Annotated in this window: 14 protein-coding genes; 5 read left to right on the top strand and 9 right to left on the bottom strand. The window is 73.9% G+C overall.

The window, feature by feature from the left end:
• The first annotated feature begins 254 nt into the window (after window positions 1-254).
• Window positions 255-2,015 (top strand): ricin-type beta-trefoil lectin domain protein, encoded by a 1,761-nt coding sequence (locus PV341_RS22085; RefSeq protein WP_500358812.1) that lies wholly within the window; start codon window positions 255-257, stop codon window positions 2,013-2,015.
• Here PV341_RS22085 and PV341_RS22080 read toward each other — a convergent pair.
• Window positions 2,003-4,750 (bottom strand): NACHT domain-containing protein, encoded by a 2,748-nt coding sequence (locus PV341_RS22080; RefSeq protein WP_500358811.1) that lies wholly within the window; start codon window positions 4,748-4,750, stop codon window positions 2,003-2,005. The two genes, PV341_RS22085 and PV341_RS22080, sit on opposite strands and share 13 nt — an antisense overlap.
• 365 nt (window positions 4,751-5,115) lie before the next feature.
• Here PV341_RS22080 and PV341_RS22075 point away from each other — a divergent pair, with 365 nt between their 5' ends.
• Window positions 5,116-5,829, top strand: coding sequence for a M23 family metallopeptidase (locus PV341_RS22075; protein ID WP_500330185.1), 714 nt, complete (start codon window positions 5,116-5,118; stop codon window positions 5,827-5,829).
• Here PV341_RS22075 and PV341_RS22070 read toward each other — a convergent pair.
• Window positions 5,811-6,395, bottom strand: a complete 585-nt coding sequence (locus PV341_RS22070; RefSeq protein ID WP_500330184.1) for a TetR/AcrR family transcriptional regulator — start codon at window positions 6,393-6,395, stop codon at window positions 5,811-5,813. The two genes, PV341_RS22075 and PV341_RS22070, sit on opposite strands and share 19 nt — an antisense overlap.
• A gap of 124 nt (window positions 6,396-6,519) precedes the next feature.
• On the opposite strand from PV341_RS22070, the gene PV341_RS22065 reads away from it, so the two are divergent.
• Window positions 6,520-8,064 carry an MDR family MFS transporter gene (locus PV341_RS22065; RefSeq protein ID WP_500330182.1) on the top strand — a complete coding sequence of 515 codons (1,545 nt, stop codon included), beginning with the start codon at window positions 6,520-6,522 and terminating at the stop codon, window positions 8,062-8,064.
• 132 nt (window positions 8,065-8,196) lie between these two features.
• On the opposite strand, the gene PV341_RS22060 is transcribed toward PV341_RS22065, so the two are convergent.
• From PV341_RS22060 to PV341_RS22040, 5 genes are all read right to left on the bottom strand, one after another.
• Window positions 8,197-9,558, bottom strand: a complete 1,362-nt coding sequence (locus tag PV341_RS22060; protein ID WP_500330181.1) for a sensor histidine kinase — start codon at window positions 9,556-9,558, stop codon at window positions 8,197-8,199.
• Entirely contained in the window at window positions 9,479-10,162 is a 684-nt protein-coding gene (gene cseB / locus PV341_RS22055; protein WP_500330180.1) for a two-component system response regulator CseB, read from the bottom strand. Before cseB ends, PV341_RS22060 begins: the two co-directional genes overlap by 80 nt.
• Window positions 10,155-10,859 (bottom strand): hypothetical protein, encoded by a 705-nt coding sequence (locus PV341_RS22050; protein WP_500330178.1) that lies wholly within the window; start codon window positions 10,857-10,859, stop codon window positions 10,155-10,157. The genes cseB and PV341_RS22050 overlap by 8 nt, the downstream gene beginning before the upstream one ends.
• On the bottom strand, window positions 10,844-11,413 hold the full coding sequence (locus PV341_RS22045; protein ID WP_499513235.1) for a SigE family RNA polymerase sigma factor: 570 nt from the start codon (window positions 11,411-11,413) through the stop codon (window positions 10,844-10,846). The genes PV341_RS22050 and PV341_RS22045 overlap by 16 nt, the downstream gene beginning before the upstream one ends.
• Before the next feature lie 143 nt (window positions 11,414-11,556).
• Window positions 11,557-12,444 (bottom strand): HhH-GPD family protein, encoded by an 888-nt coding sequence (locus PV341_RS22040; protein WP_500358810.1) that lies wholly within the window; start codon window positions 12,442-12,444, stop codon window positions 11,557-11,559.
• 172 nt (window positions 12,445-12,616) lie between these two features.
• On the opposite strand from PV341_RS22040, the gene PV341_RS22035 reads away from it, so the two are divergent.
• On the top strand, window positions 12,617-13,456 hold the full coding sequence (locus PV341_RS22035) for a hypothetical protein (protein WP_500358808.1): 840 nt from the start codon (window positions 12,617-12,619) through the stop codon (window positions 13,454-13,456).
• A gap of 75 nt (window positions 13,457-13,531) precedes the next feature.
• Here PV341_RS22035 and disA read toward each other — a convergent pair whose 3' ends face one another.
• Window positions 13,532-14,662, bottom strand: a complete 1,131-nt coding sequence (gene disA / locus PV341_RS22030) for a DNA integrity scanning diadenylate cyclase DisA (protein WP_500330173.1) — start codon at window positions 14,660-14,662, stop codon at window positions 13,532-13,534.
• A gap of 66 nt (window positions 14,663-14,728) precedes the next feature.
• Window positions 14,729-16,117, bottom strand: coding sequence for a DNA repair protein RadA (gene radA / locus PV341_RS22025; RefSeq protein WP_500330171.1), 1,389 nt, complete (start codon window positions 16,115-16,117; stop codon window positions 14,729-14,731).
• 215 nt (window positions 16,118-16,332) lie between these two features.
• Between radA and PV341_RS22020 the strand changes: the two genes are divergently transcribed.
• On the top strand, window positions 16,333-18,048 hold a 1,716-nt coding region (locus PV341_RS22020; protein ID WP_500358807.1), incomplete at its 3' end, for a BACON domain-containing protein.

The raw sequence follows: 18,048 nt of genomic DNA, 5'->3' as shown, positions 1-18,048 counted from the left end.
ACCCACCCTTGTTGCGCCGGTTGCATTTGTGGAAAGGTGAGCGATGTTCAGCACGGACTCCTCCTTCTCCGTGCTCCGGCCGGTGTCGTGCCGTCATTCCGGCAGGCATTCGAAAAGATCAGCCGAGAGTGAGGAGAGGCCACCTTGCCCCTTCACCGGCGCCCCGGCCTCACCTCCCCCCACGTAGCTGCGTCCCGCGCCGGCGCATTGGTTCGTACTTTTCCCGGCGGGGCGAACGCGGAAGGAAACTCTCGTTGAAGGAATCCCCGCATCCGAATTCCGCGCACCCCGGCCGGCTGTTCGGCGTACCGGACGAGGCGTTGTCCGGAGAGATCGGAAAGCCCCTGGGAAAGGAAGGCGCGCACCAGCCGTTCGAGGAGTTGCTGGCCCGCCATTGGCGGCCGGTCTCCGAGTACGCGGAGTTGTGCACGGTCTCCGGACACGCCGCCGGCATCCTCGCGGCGGCCGCGTTCACCCGGGTCTTCGTCGACACCCTGCGGCTGACCGGGCCCTCGGCGGCCTGGCGCCCCGAACTCCTGATCACCGTCCACAAGATCGCCGAGGAGTGGGCCGTCGACCGCCGGCGCGCCTGGCTCCACCGGCGGTTGCGGCCCCGCCCCGACCAGACCGACACCCGCCTGGCGGTACCGGAGAACCGCCGGCTGGCGAACCGGGCCTTCATGCGGCTGCCCGAGCCCGCCCGCTGCCTGCTCTGGCACGCCGAGGTCGACGCCGAGCCGCTCGACGTGCCGGCCGGGCTGCTGGGCATCGACCCGGAGCGGGCGGCGGCCCAGCTGGAGCTCGCCCGTACCCGCTTCCGCGAGGCCTGCGTCCAGGCGCACCGGGACCTCGCGCCGTACGAGGCCTGCCTGCAGTTCAGCCGTCTGCTGGACATCTCCATCCACCGCGGGGGCGCCGGTCTCGTCCCCGACCTGCAGCGGCACATAGCCCGGTGCGACCACTGCCGGTACGCGGCCGAGCAGCTCGACCACTCCGGGGACCGGCTGGGCGTGCTGATCGCCGAGGCGGTGCTGGTCTGGGAGGCGCGGGGCTACTTCGACTCCCGCCCCACCCGCCGGGCGGCCCGTGACAACGATGCCGGGAAGGGCTCCGGCGGTTCTCCCGGGCGGCGCCACGGCGGCCGCAGGCGCCGCGCCGCGAGCGGCGGCCGCCGGGGGCTCGCCGCGACCCTCCTGGGCATCGGCGGCTGCGCGCTGGTGACCGCCCTGGTGGTCGGCCTCAGCACCACCGGCGGCGGTAGCGACGACCGTGCCTCCGGTACGGCGCCCACCGCGGCCACGGCGTCCCCCACCGCCTCGGCCTCGGTCACCACCTCGGGCACCGCGCCGGGCACGGTCACCGCCGACCCCGTCCCCACCGACGGGCTCCGCGGCCGGCTCCGGAACAACGGCGACGACCTGTGCATCGACCTGTCCGGCCGCCGCACCGTGATCGGCACCGGGGCGGCCACCGCGCGCTGCGACTCCGGTGCCACGCAGTTCTGGTCGTACGAGCCGGACGGGCTCATGCGGAGCGTCGCCCAGCCCGCGTACTGCCTCAACTCCCACCGCGGCCCCGCGCTGGAACTGGGTCTGTGCACGGCGTCCTTCGTCACCGGCGCCGAGGACGTGCGCTACGACCTCACCCTGACCGGGGACCTCATCCCCCGCTGGAATCAGCAGCTCGCGGTCGCCCCCGAGGGCCGCGAGCCGGGTGCGCAGGTCGTCCTGCGGCCCCGCGACGGCCGGCCCGTCCAGCGCTGGACCTTCGACACCTCCGTCGCCCCGCCCCGCTTCCAGTCGGTGGCGTACACCACCGGCTCGCAGTTGCTCGCCGGCTCGACCCGGGTGGCCGCGCTGCCCTCGGCGCCGCCGGGCCCGACGCCCACGGCCACCGGTTCCCCGACCCCCGGCGGGGAGTCCTGCGAGGGGGACTGCGACGGCGACGACGGCGACGGCTGGGGCCACGGCGGCTGGGACGGCTGGGGGGACCGGGATCGCGGCTACCGTCCCTGACCCGGTCCCGGGACGACGGTCACGTGCGCGGGCAGCCGGTCGGCCCCGGCGAGACGGTCGGCCGGCAGCGGGATGCGCACGGTCAGCGGCCCGGGGTGGGCCGCCAGCGGTGACAGGTCGAACCGGCCGTCGGCCGGGGCGGCCAGCTCCAGCTCCCGCAGCGCGGGCAGCCCGCCGATCGACCCCCAGTCGGCGGGCGTGCCCGGACCGAGCAGCGCGAGCCTGCGCAGGCCCCGCTGGCCCGCCAGGAATCGCAGGTCGGGCAGCGCGCAGTCCTTCAGCCTGACCTCGGTGAGGGCGAGCCCGGCCACGTACCCGGTCAGCTCGTCCACGGGCAGCTCGCCCCGCAGGTCGAGGCGGGTGGGCCGCAGAGCGAGCCTGCGCAGTTCGCGCAGCTGGTCGGCGGAGCGGACGGTGAAGTCCAGGCCGTCCGGGTCGAGACGGGCGACGACCTCCTGCGCGTACACGGCGCAGTCGAAGCGGTGCCAGGACCACATCAGCTGGGCGCGGACGCGCACGGACGGGTGCGCGGCGAAGCGGCCCAGATAGCCGGCGGCCCGGTCCGAGGGCAGGTGGCAGGCCGTGACCACGACGTGGAGCGCGTCCTCGTCGCAGAGCCCGTCGGGGCCGGGGAGCAGGTCCAGGACGAGCGGTCCGGCCTCCGCCAGGGCGCGGGCCTCGGCCGCGTCGGCGGGCGGGACGAGCGCGGCGGCGCGCCGTTCCACGGCCCCGCGCACGGCCGGGTCGAGGGCGGTGGCGTGCTCCAGGCAGGCGGCGGCGAGCAGGTGGAGCCGTGCCCGGGTGCGCCGGTCCGCGGCGAGGTCACCGCGGTCGAGGAGGTCCTGGAGGATCGCGGCGCGCTCGCTCGGACGGGCGAGCGCCACGGCCATGCGCAGGACGTCCTCCCACCGGTCGTCGGCGGCGTGGGCGGCGAGCAGCCCGAAGTCGCCCTCCTCGACGGCGGCGCGGGCGCCCAGGTAGTCCTGGAAGGTGCGGTGCACGAAGTCGACCGTGCCGGGTGCGGGCCGGCGCAGCACGCCGCCCCGGTCGAGGAGGTGGGTGAGGACGGCGGCGGCGTCGCCGAGGGCGGCGGCCTCGGGGACGGCGGGCAGCGCCCGCGCGACGACGGCCTCGGCCCGGTCGAGGTCCATCTCGGTGCGGCCGTTGCGGACCAGCCAGTGCGCCAGCCGCTGCAGCAGCTCGATCTGCGCCTCCTCGCGCAGCGGCACGACGGCCGCCTCCCGTTCGCGGTCCCGGCGGACCAGCAGCATCGACAGGGCGGCGGCGTACAGGTCCTTCCTGGCCCGCGGGAGGTAGCCGCGACGGTCGTGGTGCAGGGCGCAGATCAGGCCGCACATCAGGGGGTTGGTGGCGAGCCGGCCGAGGTCCGGCTCGGCCCGCACGGCGCTCAGCAGGCCGTCGGCGTACCCGGCCGCCTCCGGCCCCGCGGCGGCGTGCCAGCGGCGGACGAAGGCGGTGACGTCGGCGGGGCCCATGGGGGTCAGGGCCAGCTCGGTGAAGCCCTCCCCGGCCAGCCAGTCCTGCCGTACGGCGGAGGGGCGGGAGGTGACCAGCCAGCGGTTGCCGGGATGGGCGTCGAGCAGGTCGCGGAGCCAGGCCCGGGCGCGGCGGCGTTCGGCGTCCGGGATCTCGTCGATGCCGTCGACCAGCAGCAGCCCGCGGCCCTCGGTCAGGACCCGGGTCTCCCAGCCGGCGGGCTGGGTACCGGCGAGCGGGCAGCCGGAGGCGGCGAGGAAGCCGGGGGGCGCGGGCAGGCGTTCGCCGTGACGGGTGAGGGTGCGCAGCGGGAGGACGAACGGGATCCGGTCCTCCAGGTACGCCATGCCCTCGTCCGGCTCCTGGCGCGCGCAGGCGATCGCCAGCCACTGCACGAGCGTGGTCTTCCCCGACCCGGCCTCGCCGCGCAGCAGGACCCGCTCGTGCGCGGCGAGCGCGCGGTCGGCGGCGCGGGGTCCCCCGAGCCCCTCCGTCCCACCGTGCGGAGGCCCACCGTGCGGAGGCCCACCGTCCGGGGGCCCGGCCGACGGTGCCGCCTCCAGGCTGAGGTAGGCGGTGGCCAGAGGCCAGCGGTCCGGGGTGTCCGCCAGATCGAGGCCGTGGATCGTGAGCCGCCCGTGCTTCTTCGCGACGTACGCCAGGTAGCGCCGCTCGAAGGCCGCGTCCTCGCCGCCCGGCAGCGGGGTGCGGGCGATGAGTTCGTCGACGCGGGCGGTCAGGTCGCCCAGCGTCCGGCTCTGCTCGACCAGGGTGGCGGCGACGAAGGTCGAGCGCTGGGTGAAGAAGTGCAGGATGTGCAGGCAGGCCGTGTCGAGCAACCGTGCGTGGAAGTGCGCCCCGTCGGCGCTGAGCTCCCGCTCCGGGGATCCGGCCGCACGGCGCAGGGCGCGGGCGAACGCGGCGTGCCCGAGGCCCACGGCCTGCAGGTCGGTGAGGTCGAGGTCGCCCAGGGCCCGCAGGGAGGTCGCGAGGGCGTCCACGACGGCGGTCTCCTCGTCGGCGCCGACGGGGCGTTCCCCGGTGCGCAGGGCCTGGCGCACCAGCTTGGCGGCCAGGGCGCGCAGGTCCGCGTCGGTGAGGGTGCGCTTCTCGCCCCTGAAGGAGACGCGGGAGGAGATGCGGACCGGCCGGTCCAGCAGGCCCGCGCCGGGTCCCTCGGTCACGAAGAGCCTCTTGACCAACGGCCCCGCGACGGCCGACGCCAGCCGTACGCCCACGGCAGAAGGATCCACGTACCCGCCCCCCCCGTCGTGCGGTTCGCGCGGTTTTCCCATTCCGCGCTCCGCATGTTCCCGGATTTCCCGTTCCGTGTGACCCGGGCCACGGGACCTAGGTCCCGAAGGGCAATTCCCTTTGGTCCCGAGGCCGGTGACGTGACCCACGTGACCTGGGCCACGTACGAATCACCTTAGGGGACTTGAACCCTTGCCGCAGGCGGGGAAGCGGGCCTCGCGAGGTGACGGATACGAAAGGCGGTAGTAAACATAGGGGCTTGTCCGGCGCCGGAATGTCGGGTTACCAAGGGATCGCGGCGAACGCACCGCAATGTTCTTGTCCGGCTATTTCCGCGAGGTAATTCCGAATGCGCATGCCCAAGATCTCGAGCTCCCTCCTCCGTGGCCGTCGTACCGTCGTCACCGCCGGCGTCTGCGCCTCGCTGGCACTCGGTGCGGCAGGGACGGCCATGGCGGAGACGCAGAGCGGGAGCCTGCTGGGCCTCGGCGCGGCCGGGAAGCTGGCGGACGTCACCCGGGCGCAGGCCGACGTGCAGCAGCGTGCCGCCCAGGCCGTGAAGGCCGACCGCCACGCACGCGCCGAGCTGCACCGCAAGCACCAGAACCACGTGACGCAGTCCCAGAAGGGCGCCCCGCAGGCGCAGGCCCGCAGCAACAGCGGCTGGTCGGTCCCGGTCAAGAAGTACGCGCTGTCCGCCGGTTACATGCAGAACGGCGCCCGCTGGGCGCACAAGCACTCCGGCCAGGACTTCGCCGTGCCGATCGGCACCAACGTCCACGCCGTGAGCGCCGGCACCGTGGTCGAGGCGGGCTGGGGCGGCGCCTACGGCAACAACATCGTGATCCGCCACGCCAACGGCATGTACTCGCAGTACGGCCACCTGTCGAAGATGCAGGTGCGCATCGGCCAGCACGTCGGCCAGGGCCAGCAGATCGCGCTGTCCGGCAACACCGGCAACAGCACCGGACCCCACCTGCACTTCGAGATCCGCAAGACCCCGTACTACGGCTCGTCCGTCAACCCGCTGCCCTACCTGCGGGCTCACGGCGTGTCGGTCTGACCCCGGTAGGTCTGGGCGATCAGCTCCTGGGCGACCTCGAGGACGGCGGCACGCTTGTCCTCGGGGTCGCCCTCGAGGTTCTGCATGGCGAACATCCCCGCGTGCATCGCGAAGACCGCGGTGATCGAGCGCACCTGGTCGGTCAGCGGTGCGTCCGGGTCCTTGAGCAGGGAGTGGACGGCGAGCAGCTTGGTCTTGAAGGTCTCGCCGATGCTCAGGTCGCGGACGGTGGCCTGGTTCTCCTGGATGAAGCGGAACAGCGGTCCGGCGCTCCACAGCGCGTCCGCGTAGCGGCGCAGCACCTCGCACTTGGTCTCCAGGGTGCGCGGCTGCTCCGTGGCCCAGGCGATCAGCTCGTCGACCGGTGAGGCGAGGTCCTCGACGATGCTGTTGAGGATGTCCTCCTTGGTCCTGAAGTGGTAGTACAACGCCGCTTTGGTCACGTCCAGGTGCTCGGCGATCTCGCGCAGGGACGTCTTCTCGTATCCCTGCTCGGCGAAGAGTTGCAGCGCGACGTCCTGGATGCGGCGTCGCGTATCACCTCTGCGTGCGTGGGGCGTTGCCATGGGCGAACTTTAACTTACTTGACGCCCGGCTAGTAAGCCGCATACTGTCAGGGTGCCCCAGGCAACTAGCCGGGCGGCAGGTAAGCAACCGAAGACAAGCAAGAAACAAGTAGGGGAGCTTGTGATGGCGGACACCGCCGACACCCCGCAGCGCAGCGTGCGCGTGGTGTTGTTCGGGCTCATGATCGCGATGTTGCTCGCGATGCTGGACAACATGATCATCGGCACCGCGATGCCCACCATCGTGGGCGAGCTGGGCGGCCTGGAGCACCTGTCGTGGGTGGTCACCGCGTACACGCTGGCCACCGCCGCATCGACGCCCGTCTGGGGCAAGCTCGGCGACCTGTACGGCCGCAAGGGCATCTTCATGTCGTCGATCGTGATCTTCCTGATCGGATCGGCGCTGTCCGGCATGGCGCAGGACATGGGCCAGCTGATCGCCTTCCGCGCCGTGCAGGGCCTGGGCGCCGGCGGTCTGATCGTCGGTGTGATGGCGATCATCGGTGACCTGATCCCGCCGCGGGAGCGCGGCAAGTACCAGGGCATGATGGCCGGCGTCATGGCGGTCGCCATGATCGGCGGACCGCTCGTCGGCGGCAGCATCACCGACAACTGGGGCTGGCGCTGGAGCTTCTACATCAACCTCCCGCTCGGCGTGGTCGCCCTGTTCATGATCTCGGCGGTGCTGCACCTGCCGAAGAAGCAGATCAAGACCAGCATCGACTACCTCGGCACGGTGCTGCTCACCGTCAGCATCACCTCGCTGGTCCTGCTCACCACCTGGGGCGGCAACCAGTACGCGTGGGGCTCGCCGCAGATCCTGGGCCTGCTGGTGCTCGGCCTGGCCGCGCTGGCCGCCTTCCTCTTCGTGGAGAACCGCGTCGCCGAGCCGGTCATCCCGCTGCACATCTTCCACAGCCGCAACTTCTCGCTGATCTCGGTGATCGGCTTCCTGGTCGGCTTCGTGATGTTCGGCGCGATGACCTTCCTGCCGCTGTACCAGCAGACCGTCCAGGGCGCCTCCGCGACCAACTCCGGCCTCCTGCTGCTGCCGCTGCTGCTGGCGATGATGGTCGTCTCGCTGATCGCCGGCCGGATCACCACCCAGACCGGCAAGTACAAGATCTTCCCGATCGTCGGCGGCGGCCTGATGACCGTCGGCCTCTACCTGCTGTCCACGATGGACACCGGCACCACTCGCTTCGTCTCCGGCGTGTGGATGGCCGTGCTCGGCGCGGGCATGGGCTTCCTGATGCAGATCACGATGCTGATAGCGCAGAACAGCGTCGAGATGAAGGACATGGGCGTCGGCTCCTCGTCCTCCACGCTCTTCCGGACGATCGGCGGCTCCTTCGGCGTCGCCCTCTTCGGAGCGATCTTCACCCACCAGGTGCAGAACACCATGACGGACCGCCTCGGCGGCGCCGCCGCGGGCGCCGCGTCCGGCTCCGCCCAGCTGGACCCGGCGGGCCTGGCCAAGCTGCCCCCGGCCGTCAAGGACGCCTACCTGCACGCCGTCGCCGGCGGCACGCACCACGTCTTCCTGTGGGGCGCCGCGGTCAGCGTCATCGGCTTCCTGCTGGCCTTCTTCGTCAAGGAGATCCCGCTGCGCTCGGCGCCGACCACGCCCAGCACCGAGGAAGCGGTCGCCGCGGTCGAGGTCGTCTGAGCCTGCGGCCCACCCCGCCCCACCCGCTGCCGATGCTCGCACGGGGGTCGTCGTCCGACCCGCGTGCGAGCATCGTCCGTTCGGCGGGGAACCTGCGGCCCACGGCGTGGGACGGCCGCGTCGGACCCGCCGTCACTCGCGGGGCAGCAGCAAGCGGGCGACCGCGCCGCCGCCCTCCTCCTCGGGCACGTTGCGGAAGGTGAGACGGGCGCCGAGGACGCGGGTCTGACCGGTGGCGATGGTCAGCCCCAGACCGTGGCCGCTGCCGGCCCGGTCGCTGCTGCCCGTGCGGAAGCGGCTCGGGCCGTCGCGGAGCAGGTCGCGGGGGAAGCCCGGGCCGTGGTCGCGGACCTCCACGTACGGGCCGTCGACGGTGACCTCGACGGGCGGCCGGCCGTGCCGCCCGGCGTTCGCCAGCAGGTTGCCCAGGACGCGCTCCAGCCGGCGCGGGTCGGTGCGGACGACGGCGTCGTCGCGGACGGTCACGGTCGCCTCGGGAGCCGCGGCCGCGACCCTGCGCCGTACGAAGTCGCCGAGCGCCACGTCCTGGAGGTCGGCCTGCTCGGCGGCGCCGTCCAGCCGGGCGACCTCCAGGACGTCCTCGACGAGCGTGCGCAGCGCCTGCGAGCGGTCCCTGACCAGCTCGGAGGGGCGGCCCGGCGGCAGCAGCTCGGCCGCGGTGACCAGCCCCGTCACCGGGGTGCGCAGCTCGTGGGCGATGTCCGCGGTGACCCGGCGCTCCGCCTCCAGCCGGCCGGCCAGGACGTCCGCCATGGCGTCCACGGCGCGCGCCAGCTCGTCCGTCTCGTCCCGGACCCGGCCGCCGATCGCGTCGCGCACCCGTACGTTCGTCTCCCCGTCGGCCACCCGGCCGGCCGCCTCGGCCGCCTTGCGCAGCCGCCGGGACAACTGCCCGCCGATGAGCACGCCCAGCGCCGTGCCGCCCACGACGACCGCCGACGAGCCGATGACCAGCGCCTGGTCCAGGTCCTCCAGGACCGAGAAGCGGTCGGTGAACGCCGAATTGAGGGACAGGACCTTGCCGTCCGCCAGCGGGGTCTCCGCCCACACCACGGGCGCGCCGCCGGTGTCGGAGACGTAGGTGGCCCGCTTGCCCTCCCGGGCCAGCCGCTTCAGCGGCGCGGGCAGGTCCGGGTCGTCCAGCCGGGCGTCGAAGGTGAGCCGGCCGGTGGACTCGTAGATCCGCTGGGCGAACTGCACCCGCTCGTTCTGCACGTCACGGGAGTTGTCGATCATGCTGGCCCGGGCCGCGTTGTGCACCACCAGGCTCAGCACCAGCGCGACCAGCGCCGACACCACGGCGATCGCCACGCAGACCTTCCAGCGCAGCCCGATCTTCGGCAGCGGACGGGCCCTCCTCGCGACGGGGCCCCCGGGACGCGCGGTCACCGCGTCAGCCCCTGAGCTTGTAGCCGAAGCCGCGCACCGTCTCGATGCGCTCCTGCCCGATCTTCGCCCGCAGCCGCTGCACATGGACGTCCACCACCCGGGTGTCGCCGCCCCACTCGTAGTCCCAGACCCGCTCCAGCAGCCGGTCCCGGGACAGCACCGTCCCCGGCGCCGCCGAGAACTCCAGCAGCAGCCGCATCTCCGTGGGCGTCAGCGCCAGGCGGTCGCCGGCGCGCCGCACCTCCATGCCCTCCGGGTCCACCTCCAGGTCCCCGAAGGTCAGCGCCCCGGTCCCGGCCGGGGGCTCGTCCGCCGCGGCCACCCGGAAGCGCCGCAGCACCGCCCGCATGCGGGCGGTCAGCACGGCCCCGTCGAAGGGCTTGGTGACGTAGTCGTCGGCACCCGCCTCCAGGCCCAGCACGACGTCGATCGAGTCGGCCCGCGCCGAGAGCATGATCACCGGTACCGTCGACTCGTCCCGGATGCGCCGGCACAGGCTCACCCCGTCCAGGCCCGGCACCATCACGTCCAGCAGCGCCAGGTCAGGCTGCCGGGCGCGGAACGCCTCCAGCCCGGCCAGGCCGTCCGGCACGGCGGTCACGTCGAAGCCGTCGCGCTCCAGCGCCAGGGTCGTCGCCTCGCGGATGACGTCGTCGTCCTCGACGAACAGCACGTGCGTGTCAGCCATGCGGACCGCTCCCGGTGCCGTCGTCCGTCTCGTAGTCGCGGTGGGAGAACGAGACCTCCTCGAAGCGGGAGCCGTTCCACCGGTACGTGGTCACGTCCTCGCCCGAGGGGTTGGAGACCGCGTCCTGCGGCTCGTACACCTGGTGGGTCACCTTCAGGGTGCCGTCGCCGATCTCGGCGAAGACGGGGGGCTGCTCGTCGGCGAAGACGTTGACGTACGCGCCGTCCACCCGGCGGTAGACGTAGCTCCCGATGCCCACGCTGTCCGCGCAGGTCGAGACGTTGACCACCAGGTCCGTGCCGTCCCCGCCGGTCAGCCGGCCCGAGCGACGGTCCACCGGGTACGGCTGCTCCGCGGCCTTCGGGCGGCTCCCCGCACCCGTGGACGGCGCGGCGCAGGCCACCAGGCTGTCCCGGATGTCCCGGGCCACCTTCGGGTCGTGCTTCACCAGGCGCACCACGTCCGCGGCGGCCTTGGCGTCCACCGCCCGCGGGTCCGCCGACCGCCCGCCGTCCAGCGTGCGGGCGTCCGGGACCGGCGCCGACACCGAGGGGGACGGCAGGGCGGGGGAGGCGACCGCGGCGGTGCCCTCCTCGCGCACGCCGCCGGCGTCGCGGCAGCTGGTCACGGCGACGAGTGCCCCGCACACCGCGACAGCGGCGGCAGCGGTGCCCACCGGGACTACGCTGCGGCGCACACGCCCTCCGTCCTGCCCGTGGCGGGCTCCACGGGCCTTCCGTATCCGTTGCTCTGCCGCTCGAGCTCGGCGCGCAGCCGCGCCAGCGCCCGGTGCAGCGTGCTCTTCACGGTACCCACCGACATGCCCAGCGCGTGCGCCGTCTCCTCCGTGCTGAGCTGCCGGTAGTGGCGCAGCAGCACCACCTGGCGCTGCTTGGGGGCCAGCATGCCGAGCGCGTCCAGCAGCATCGCCCGGTCGGCCCGCTGGTCGGCGCCGTCGTCCACGGAACCCTCCGGCAGCTCGGGGGTCGGCACCTCCTCCAGCCGGCGGGCGCGCCACCACTCGGTACGGGTGTTGATCATCACCCGGCGCATGTACGCGTCGGCCAGGTTCTTGTCGGCGATGTCGCCCCAGCGCGGGTAGGTGCGGGCCAGCGCCGTCTGCACGAGGTCCTGGGCGTCGATCGGGTCGGGGACGAGCCGGCGCGCGCTGCGCAGCAGGGCCTCCTGCCGGTTCCGCACGTACTCCTCGAAGTCCATGACCTGGGCTGTCCCCTGGGCGTTCGCCGCCATGGCGTCCCTCCGTCCGGCGCGCTTGATTACGACCAGGTCGACGCTACGGAGCGGATGTACGGCTTTCGCGACCACCGCCGCACAGCGGACCCACAGCCACCCATCGGTTGTGTAACGACAGGGCCGTCCGGAGTGTGCGGCGCTCAGCCGGGCAGCCGGTACAGACCGTCCTCGAGGGGTTCCACCAGGCCGTCGGCGACCAGGCCGTCCAGGGCCCGGGCGCGCTGGACGGGCTCCTGCCACACGGCGTCCAGCTCGGCCTGCGGCACCGGCTCCGTGGCCTCGCGCAGCACGGCCAGCAGCCTGCCCCGGACCTGGCGGTCGGTACCGGCGTACGTCTGGCCGCGGCGGGGCGGTCCCTCGTGCGCGGGGGAGCCGGCCAGCCGCCAGGCGCACTGCCCGGCGATCGGGCAGCGCACGCACTCGGGCCCACGGGCGGTGCAGATCAGGGCGCCCAGTTCCATCGTGGCCGCGGCCCAGCGGGCGGCGGTGGCCTCGTCGGCGGGGAGCATCCGGTGGGCGATCCGGCGCTCGGCGGCGGTCGTCGCGTTCGGCGGGTACTCCACACCGGTCACGGCGCGCGCGAAGACCCGGCGCACATTGGTGTCCAGCACCGCGTGCCGCTGCCCGTACGCGAAGGAGGCCACCGCGGCGGCCGTGTACTCGCCGACCCCCGGGAGGGCCAGCAACTCGGCATGCTCCGTGGGCACTTCACCGCCGTGCAGCTGGGCGATCGCGGTCGCCGCGGCATGCAGCCGCAGCGCCCGGCGCGGATAGCCGAGCCGGCCCCAGGCGCGGACCGCCTCCCCGGAGGGCTCCGCCGCGAGGGCGCCCGGCGTGGGCCAGCGCTCCAGCCACGCCCCGTACACCGGCAGGACCCGGCTGACCGGGGTCTGCTGCAGCATGAACTCGCTGACCATGACGCCCCAGGCGCCCGCTTCGGGACGCCGCCACGGAAGGTCCCGGGCGTTGTCGTCGAACCAGTCGATCACGGGGGAGTGCAGTTGCTGGTGGTCGCGGTCGTCGTTCATAGCGCCTCCGATCCTACGTCCCCGGGGCCGCCGCGGCAGGCAGCGCGAAACGGGTGAGGGAGCTCCCCGGAACGGAGGGGAGATCTGCTGATCAATCACACAAGTTGCCAGCGTGCCGCGCGTGCCTTGGTCCGATTCAAGGGAAACCGCATAAGGTTTGCGCGTGGGCTCAATGCGCAATCCCGTGGGACCTCTCCCGTCCTCCATCTACTGGCGGCGACGGGCGGTTGTGCTGCTCCTGGTCGGGCTGCTCACCGTCCTCGTCGTATGGGCCGTCAACTCCCGTGACGGCGGGGGGAACAGCGCCAACGGGCCGTACGGCCGTTCACCCGCGCCGTCCATCACCCCCGGCCCGTCCGCGAGCGGTCCGCTCAACAGCTCCCGCCCGGGCGGCTCGGTCGGCGGTGGTTCCGGCGGCGACGACGGCGGTGACGCCACGGACGGCGGCGCCGGCGACTCCGGCGCCACGGACGGCAGTTCGCAGGGCGCCGACTCCGGTGGCGGCGACGGAGGCACGGACGCCGGTGCCTCGGGTGCCGCGGACGCGGGTGGTTCCGGCGGCGGTGGCGGTGGGAGCGGCAGCGGCGGTGCGCAGTTGCCCGCGGGCTCCTCGCTGCCCAACTGCGGGCCGGGCGTCTCGCTGAGCGTGCGCAGCACCGACAACGCCTACGAGCCCGGTGAGCGGCCCCGGTTCACGCTGACCGCGACCAACCCCTCCGCCACCGCCTGCAAGCTGGACTTCGGCCCGGACTCGGCGGTCTTCTCCATCAGCGACGTCAACGACCACCACGTGTGGGCCAGCGACGACTGCCCCAAGAGCCGTGCCCCGTACCTGCTGCAGGTCCCGGCGGGCGGCTCGACCTCGTACGACGTCGAGTGGGACCGCCGGACGAGCTCCCCGCGGTGCGCCACGCCCAAGGGCGGGGCGGCCCCGTACGGCACCTACCTGCTCGAGGTGAAGCTCCCGGGCCGCTCCGCGAAGCAGACGTCCTTCGTCCTGAAGAACGTCTAGGACGTCCGGGGCGGCCAGGACGCCCGGACGTCCGGCACGGGGCGGGACCCCCGGGACCTCCGGGACCCCCAGGCCTCAGACGTAGCGTTCCAGGATGGAGGACTCCGCGAGGCGCGACAGCCCCTCGCGGACGGAGCGGGCCCGGGCCTCGCCGACGCCGTCGACCGTCTGCAGGTCGTCCACGCTCGCGGCGAGCAGCTTCTGCAGCCCGCCGAAGTGCTCGACCAGCCGCTCCACGATCGTGTTCGGCAGCCGGGGCACCTTCGCCAGCAGCCGGTAACCGCGCGGCGAGACCGCGGAGTCCAGCGCCTCGGGGGAGCCGGCATAGCCCAGCGCCCTTGCCACGGTGGGGAGTTCGAGCAGCTCGCCCTGCGGCAGCGAGTCCAGTTCGGTGAGCGCCTCGGGGACCGTGCGGCTGCGCTTGGCGGTCGGCTCCGGCACGTAGTCGCGGACGACCAGCTCGCGCTCGGGCTCGACGCCCGCGATCAGCTCGTCCAGTTGCAGGGAGAGCAGCCGGCCGTCGGTGCCCAGCTCGACGACGTACTCCGCGATCTCCGTGGCGATCCTGCGCACCATCTCCAGGCGCTGCGCGACCGCCGTGACGTCCCGGACGGTGACCAGGTCCTCGATCTCCAGGGCGGAGAGGGTGCCCGCGACCTCGTCCAGGCGCAGCTTGTAGCGCTCCAGGGTGGCCAGCGCCTGGTTGGCGCGGGAGAGGATGGCCGCGGAGTCCTCCAGGACGCGGCGCTGACCGGCCACGTACAGGGCGATCAGCCGCATCGACTGGCTGACGGAGACGACCGGGAAGCCGGTCTGGATGGAGACCCGCTGCGCGGTGCGGTGCCGGGTGCCGGTCTCCTCGGTGGGGATCGACGCGTCCGGCACCAGCTGGACCCCGGCCCGCACGATCTTGGTGATGTCCCGGTCGAGGATGAGGGCGCCGTCGAGCTTGCACAGCTCGCGCAGCCTGGTGGCGCTGAACTCGACATCCAGCACGAAACCGCCGGTGCACAGTGATTCGACGGTCTTGTCCATGCCCAGCACGATGAGGCCGCCGGTGTTGCCGCGCAGGACCCGCTCGAGGCCGTCCCGAAGGCCCGTGCCGGGGGCCACGGCGCTCAGGGAGGCGCGCATCAGACCCTCACCGCCCGAGCCCTCGCGACTCCAGGCCTTGCCGGGAGCTGACGCCCGGTCGTTGGCTGCCACTGCTCTCCTCCGGTCGTACGGATGCCCGGATGGGCGAGACCAGGGCAAAGTTTACCGTCGGAAGGGTCAGGGACGTGGGGCCCTCTTGGGCAGGACGCGCAAGGCGTCCCCTATGTCCGCCACCTCCGTCACCTTCATCCCCGACGGGATCTTCCCCGGGTCCGGCGGCACGAGGGCGTGGGTGAAGCCCAGCCGGGCCGCCTCGGCGAGCCTGCGCTGCACCCCGGTGACCCTCCTGACCTCGCCCGCCAGGCCCACCTCACCCACCGCGACCAGGTTCTTCGGCAGCGGCGTGTCGATCGCGGCGCTGGCCAGGGCGAGCGCCACCGCCAGGTCGGCGGCCGGCTCCCCGAGCTTCACGCCGCCGACGGTCGCCGTGTAGATGTCCTGCTTGCCGATCGACCGGATCCGGCCGCGCTGCTCCAGCACCGCCAGCATCATCGACACCCGGGAGTTCTCCAGGCCGGAGGTCGTACGGCGCGGGGAGGGGATCTGGGTGTCGACGGTCAGCGCCTGCACCTCGGCGACCAGTGGGCGCTTGCCCTCCAGGGTGACCGTCAGGCACGTGCCGGGGACCGGCTCGTCGCGCCGGGTCAGGAAGAGGCCGGACGGGTCGGCCAGGCCCGTGATGCCCTCGTCGTGCAGCTCGAAGCAGCCGACCTCGTCGGTGGCGCCGTAGCGGTTCTTGATGCCCCGGATCAGCCGCAGGCGGGCGTGGCGGTCGCCCTCGAAGGACAGCACCACGTCCACCAGGTGCTCCAGCAGCCGGGGGCCCGCGATCGCGCCGTCCTTGGTGACGTGGCCGACGAGCAGCGTCGACATGCCGCGCTCCTTCGAGGCGCGGATGAGCGCGCCCGCCACCTCGCGGACCTGGGCCATGCCGCCGGGGGCTCCGTCGATCTCGGGGGAGGCGACCGTCTGCACCGAGTCCAGGATCAGCAGCGAGGGCTTGACGTCGTCCAGATGCCCCAGCACCGCCGACAGGTCGGTCTCGGCGGCGAGGTAGAGGTGGTCGGACAGGGCGCCGATGCGGTCGGCCCGCAGCCGTACCTGCGACGCGGACTCCTCACCGGTCACGTAGAGCGTGCGCGCCTGGGGCCCGGCCGCCTTCGCGGCGACGTCCAGCAGCAGCGTCGACTTGCCGACGCCCGGCTCCCCCGCGAGCAGCACCACGGCCCCGGGCACCAGCCCGCCGCCCAGGACCCGGTCCAGCTCCGGCACGCCCGTGCCGCGCGCGGTGGCCTGGCGGCCGTCCACCTGCCCGATCGGCTTGGCCGGCGTCGTCACCCGGCCGGCCGCGGTCGTGCGCACCGGCGACGCGCCGCCGTACTCCTCGACCGTGCCCCACGCCTGGCACTCACCGCAGCGGCCGAGCCACTTGACGGTCGTCCAGCCGCACTCCGTGCAGCGGTACGACGGACGGTCCTTGGAAGCGGGGCGGGTGCGGGCAGCCATGTGCCGCACGCTATCGGGTGCCACCGACAACGCCGCACCGCCCGGGGCGCGGGTCCCTGCCGTCCCGCTCCGGAAAAGGCTCGCGCACGTGGCCGGAGGGTCACCCGACGGGGTGAGCGGCGTGTGCTCTTTCGGGCGGGATCACCACCCATTTGGATTAAAGCCCGCCGTGATGCCTGAGGGTGTACGGGTCGTGGTCCTACCGTCACGGAGTGATGAGCAGCAGGTCTGACACACCCTCCCAGACAACCGGCGCGCACCGCCGACACCGCGCGCCGGTCCAGCGTGGCCGCACCGCGCCGGGGACCCCGGGGTCCCCGGCGCGGCGGCGGCCACGCCCGCAGGGGACCCTGCCCGCGCAGCCCCCGGCGCACTACGAGCCGTACCTGGACGGGCTGTTCACCTACTGCCTCTCCGTGCTGTGCGAGCACGACTCCGCCGCCGCCGCCCTCGGCGACGTGCTGGCCGTGGCCGAGCGCCAGCGCGCCCGGCTGCGCGACCCCGAGCTGCGCAGGCCCTGGCTGTACGCGCTGGCCCGCTGGGCCTGCCTGCGCACCCTGGCCGAGGGGCGGCCGGTATCGGTGCAGGCCTCGGCGGACGTGGCCGCCCGCAGACGCGGCGAACTGGCGGCGCTGGCCTGGCCCGAGGCGGCCGGCACCACCCCCGAGCAGCGCGAGGCGCTGGAGCTCGCCGTCCGCCACCAGCTGGCGCCGCACGAGGTGGCCCTGGTCGTCGGGCGGGAGCAGGACGCGACGCGCGCACTGCTCGCCCAGGCGGCCTGCGAGGTGGAGCGCACCCGGGCGGCGCTCGCCGTGGTCGAGCTCGGCAACTGCGCGGCGGTCGCCCGCCTCGCCGGTGACGCCCGGGTGCTGCTGGGCTCGGCGCTCCGCCGCGAGCTGGTGACCCACGTCGACGTGTGCGCGCACTGCCGGGTCACGGCCGAGCGCGCCGTGGCGACGGGACCCTGGCCGGGCCTGGCCACCACCGCCGCGACGGCCGTGCTGTCGACGGTCGAGGCGCCCCGCTCCGCCGCGTACGCCGCCTTGCTGCACGCCATGCGGGGCGGCGTCGGGCGCGCCCGCCAGGGCACCCCGCGCTTCGACCGGCACGGCTTCCCGATGGACCTGAAGGAGCGGATGGCGCGGCGGGCCCGGATGCGGCACCGCGCGGTGACCTCCACGGTGGTCGCGGCCGTCGTCGCGGCACCGGTGCTGGCGCTGTGGGCGGCGTACCACGGGGCGCCGCTGGCGCCCGAGCACAAGGGGGAAGGTTCCTTCAGTGCCGGCGAGGGCCTCGACGGCGTGCAGTACGAGAAGGCCGGTGTCGCGGGCGCGGCCGACGCGCGCGGGCGTTCCACGCGCGGCGGCCAGGGCCGTCTGTCGGTCTCCGTCGTGTCCGCCGCCCCCTCGGCGTCCGCCGCCGCCTCCGCCTCGGCCGGTGCCCGGGGCTCCGCCTCACCGCCGGGCGACGCCACGGACGGCGACGACCGCTCGGTGCCCCGCCCGGGCCGGCTGCTCGTCGAGGCCCGCTCGCGCGGTCACGTCACCGTCGTCACCCTCACCGCCGAGGGCGCGGCGCCGGTCCGCTGGCGGGCGGCCACCTCCGAGCCGTGGCTGCGGCTGAGCCGGAGCCACGGCAGGCTGCGGCCCGGGGAGAGCATGACGCTGACGGTCTCCGTGGACCGCTCGCGGGAGCCCGTGGGGCCGTGGACGGCACGGATCTGGTTCGACCCGTCGGGCGCGGTCGTCACGATCGAGGGGAGGGGGAGGCCGTCGCCTTCCCCGCCGCCGCCCCCCCGGGCGCCGCGGGGTCGGCCGCGATCGGTCCGTTCCACGACCCCACGCGCGCCGGAGAGAGGTCCAGCGCGCTCCTCACCGGCACAGCACCACCGCAGCTCAGAAAGCCCGATTCGCTCGCGTGAGACGAAAAAG

The organism is Streptomyces sp. PA03-1a, from assembly GCF_033792805.1.
Taxonomy (GTDB): domain Bacteria; phylum Actinomycetota; class Actinomycetes; order Streptomycetales; family Streptomycetaceae; genus Actinacidiphila.
The sequence above is the reverse complement of the archived record's forward strand: the minus strand, read 5'-3'. Positions and strand labels throughout refer to the sequence as shown.

Excerpts from the sequence above, each read along its gene's own strand:
- PV341_RS22075 (WP_500330185.1), top strand. The coding sequence starts at position 5,116 with ATGCGCATGCCCAAGATCTCGAGCTCCCTCCTCCGTGGCCGTCGTACC.
- PV341_RS22070 (WP_500330184.1), bottom strand. The coding sequence starts at position 6,395 with ATGGCAACGCCCCACGCACGCAGAGGTGATACGCGACGCCGCATCCAG.
- PV341_RS22065 (WP_500330182.1), top strand. The coding sequence starts at position 6,520 with ATGGCGGACACCGCCGACACCCCGCAGCGCAGCGTGCGCGTGGTGTTG.
- PV341_RS22060 (WP_500330181.1), bottom strand. The coding sequence starts at position 9,558 with ATGTGCAGCGGCTGCGGGCGAAGATCGGGCAGGAGCGCATCGAGACGG.
- cseB (WP_500330180.1), bottom strand. The coding sequence starts at position 10,162 with ATGGCTGACACGCACGTGCTGTTCGTCGAGGACGACGACGTCATCCGC.
- PV341_RS22045 (WP_499513235.1), bottom strand. The coding sequence starts at position 11,413 with ATGGCGGCGAACGCCCAGGGGACAGCCCAGGTCATGGACTTCGAGGAG.
- PV341_RS22040 (WP_500358810.1), bottom strand. The coding sequence starts at position 12,444 with ATGAACGACGACCGCGACCACCAGCAACTGCACTCCCCCGTGATCGAC.
- PV341_RS22035 (WP_500358808.1), top strand. The coding sequence starts at position 12,617 with ATGCGCAATCCCGTGGGACCTCTCCCGTCCTCCATCTACTGGCGGCGA.
- radA (WP_500330171.1), bottom strand. The coding sequence starts at position 16,117 with ATGGCTGCCCGCACCCGCCCCGCTTCCAAGGACCGTCCGTCGTACCGC.